We start from the raw sequence: 3,701 nt of genomic DNA, 5'->3' as shown, positions 1-3,701 counted from the left end.
ATTGGAATGTGCTGATCTTGATAGGCTTCCAGGACTGCTTCCACCGGATGTCCATAAGGATTAGCCACACCAACCGAGATGACCGCATACTGTGGCTGGAGTTGCCGAATCCAGTCCGGATCCAGCGAGCTGCGAGCTCCGTGATGGGGTACTTTCAGTACGGTCACCGGTTGGTATCCTTCTTCGTTCAACCGCCTCAATCCGGCAGTTTCAATATCAGCTGCAAAAAGGATGGAATAGGTTCCACACTGCAGCCGTGAGACAATGGACAGATTGTTCAATATGGTCCCGGTATAGGGCTGAGTCGACGCACGAATTACCGGTGTGTCAGGTGGATTAAGAATACTGAGTCGGCACTGACCGGACTGTAACAGGTCTTGGCCACTCACCGCGGTATGCTGATCGATATGCCGATCATGAAGGACTGTTTTAAGGTCTTCAACGAATGCCTCCGAGCGTTCTATTCCCCCACCCCAGTACTGTCCGACTGACATATGACGGAGTACCCAAATCAATCCACCGACGTGATCCAGTTGCTGGTGTGTCCCAATGACATGGGATATATGATGAATGTTCCTGCTCCACAGAAACGGTGCGACTACATTTTTCCCCATGTCAAATCGTTCATATCGAGCTCCGCCATCGATCAGAACGGTTTCACCATCCGGCAACTCGATAACGGCGCTATCTCCTTGTCCGACATCAAGAAATGTGACACGCCAGCGATCGCCGTCTATTTGCGACACAGGAGGGCTCAGCCACCAGCCGATCAACAATAGCGACAAAGCGGCGCCTGCAATTCGCACGCGACACGATATGACGGGAAAGCTTGCGATAAGTAACCCGGAGTAAAACAGGGCGATCGTTGGTATGGATGGTGCTGCCACATGCCACTCCCCTCCTGGAAAGCGGGCACACCACTGCAATCCAAGCACCATCAATTCGAACAATCGCTCCATTGTTGAGCCAAGAATCAAAGACTCGGCGCCCGTCACGATCGTCCACAAACCAGCAAACAGCCCCAAAGGTACCAAGATGACACCGGTAAACGGGATGGCTATCAGGTTGGTGATGATTCCCATCCAGGGAACCTGATTGAAATAGAACGCAACCATGGGCAATGTAGCTATAGTCACAGCCCCGCTCATCGACAGCGCTTTGAGCGCTTGGCCAATGAATCGATATCTCAGCTGACTGTCGTCTCCTGCATTGTCGGCATTCCATGATTTCGTAAGCACGATCATTTTGACCATCACGAGTACGGAAAGAAAGGAAAGTTGAAAAGAAATGTCAAAGACTGCACGAGGGTCATGCAGGAGGATCGCCAGGAGAGCCACCGCGATGGCATGGCCAAGATGGCGCTCATACCCGAGCCACATTGCGATCATCGCCATGGTAATCATCACGAGCGAACGCACGGTCGCTAACTCGGCCCCCGCGAGCACCGCATAGAGTGCGACGGCCGGCCAGGCGAGCAGAATTGCTATCTTCGACGGGGTGACTGTTCGTGATAGCGTCAACAAGAGAGGGAGAGGAAGCCTAAGGACAAGCCTTTTCACCAACCAAAAAATTACGACAGCCACGAGCCCGAGATGTGAGCCTGAAATCGAGAGCAGATGAACGGTTCCCGTCACCATGAACCAGTCTTGGAGCTCTTGTTCGAGATAGCCTCGCTCACCGATGATCATGCCGAGAAATAGTCCTCTGGTGGGTTGGCTCAATGTCTTGATGGCTACCGCACGTATCGTGGCTCTCCAATGATCGATCTTGTTCCATAATCCCCACAACCCGACATGAGACTCTTCATCTAACAACGTCACCGCCTGAGTACCAGTCACGGTTGCCAGAAGGTCGATGCCCTGACGCTCCATATAAGCGGCATAATCGAATCCACCCGGGTTCAATGACCCGCGTGGACGGTGAAGTTTTCCTCGAAATGAAATATGGTCGCCGTAATGAAGAGTCATACCCGGGTCGCGCCACACGAGACGTATCCGTCTTGATTCCGAATTGGATTCATCTGTTTGAACCACCATTGTCTGGCGCCCCACACTGTGCTGAACGGGGGCCGTAACTCGACCGACGACCGAGGTTTGAACGGTCTCGTCAAGAGGCGGGAATATCTTGGGCAACTCCGACGCCGGGATGGTGAGACACCAGTAAACTACTCCGGCGAGGAGGCTCGCATACAGCAGCAGTGCGGAGGGTGAGTCGAGAGAACCGGTTCGCTCGAGAATGCTGAATCCAACGGCAATACCGGCCAATAATGCCATGATGGAGAGCGGAAAAAATGAAATCTGCGCTCCACATAGAAGTCCGACAAAAAACGCTGCTGTAAGGGATGGGAGCATGAGCTTCCCTTGTACCTTGAGGAAGGAGGGAACACTCAGCCGATATGTTTTCGCACGACCTTGGCAAGATCCTCGGCCACTTTCTTGACCAGGATGGACTGTTCTCCTTCCACCATGATCCTCAACAGCGGCTCTGTCCCGGAATACCTGATAAGAACTCGCCCACACCCGTTCAGGCGGCGTTCGCTTTCTCGGATGGCGCAATCAATGTCGGGAATCGATTCCAATCGCGGCTTCTGCGTAACATGCACATTCACCAATACTTGCGGTACGGCGGTCATCGCCTTGGCCAACTCGGATAACGGCTTCTTGGTTCGCTTCACCAGTGACAAGATCTGCAGAGCCGAGATCAGGCCGTCTCCGGTGGTGTTATGGTCAAGAAATATGAAGTGCCCTGATTGCTCTCCTCCGAAGTTATAGCCTTCAGCCAACATTCGTTCGAGCAGATACCGATCACCGACCGGCGTCCGAATCAGTTTGACGCCCGTTTTCGACATCGACAGCTCCAGTCCAAAGTTACTCATCACGGTTCCGACCAAAGTCTGCTTGGCTAGAAGCCCGTTTCGATGAAGATCCAAGCCCAAGGCCGCCATCACATGATCGCCATCGATAACGGTTCCTTGTTCGCAGACAAAGACGGCCCGATCGGCATCGCCGTCCAACGCGATACCAAGGTCCGCGTTGCAACGACGTACCGACTCTTGCAGGAGCTCAGGATGGACGGCACCACAACCGGCATTGATATTCATCCCGTCCGGTTTATTGCCGATGACTTCAACCGTGGCTCCCAATTCCCTGAGAACCGTCGGAGCCACTTTGTATGCCGCGCCGTTCGCGCAATCGACAACGAGCTTGATCCCCTGAAAATCCAAGTCCTTCGGCAACGACCGCTTTGCAAATTCAATATAGCGTCCCTCTGCATCGTCGATGCGGTAAGCTTTGCCGATGAGGTCTGCCGTCGGTCGAAGATGGCTGATTTCATCCGATACGATCAGTTCTTCAATACGAGCTTCCACTTCGTCGGGTAGCTTGAATCCGTCACTTGAAAAGAATTTGATTCCGTTGTCTTGATAAGGATTGTGCGACGCCGAAATGACCACCCCTGCATCAGCCCGTAAACTTCTGGTCAAAAATGCGATCGCCGGTGTCGGCATCGGTCCGACCAACAGCACATCAACACCCATCGAGCAGATTCCCGCCATCAAAGCGGACTCCAGCATATACCCGGAAATACGAGTGTCCTTACCAATGACGATCTGATGACGGCCCGCTCGCCGCATAGAGATATGCGCCGCGGCCCGTCCGAGCTGCATCGCCATGTCACTGGTCAGGGGGTCGAGATTGGAGACG

Annotated in this window: 2 protein-coding genes; both read right to left on the bottom strand. The window is 53.4% G+C overall.

Annotation, left to right across the window (positions count from 1 at the left end):
• Positions 1 to 2,351: DNA internalization-related competence protein ComEC/Rec2 (locus ACOSYY_RS00760; protein WP_421660316.1), on the bottom strand; the 2,351-nt coding region annotated here is incomplete at its 3' end.
• A gap of 35 nt (positions 2,352 to 2,386) precedes the next feature.
• The coding region (glmM, locus tag ACOSYY_RS00755) for a phosphoglucosamine mutase (RefSeq protein WP_526023256.1) at positions 2,387 to 3,701 on the bottom strand (1,315 nt) is incomplete at its 5' end.

The sequence above is a fragment of the Nitrospira sp. BLG_2 genome, assembly GCF_049222245.1.
Note: the sequence above shows the minus strand (reverse complement) of the source record. Positions and strands in the feature narration are given on the sequence as shown.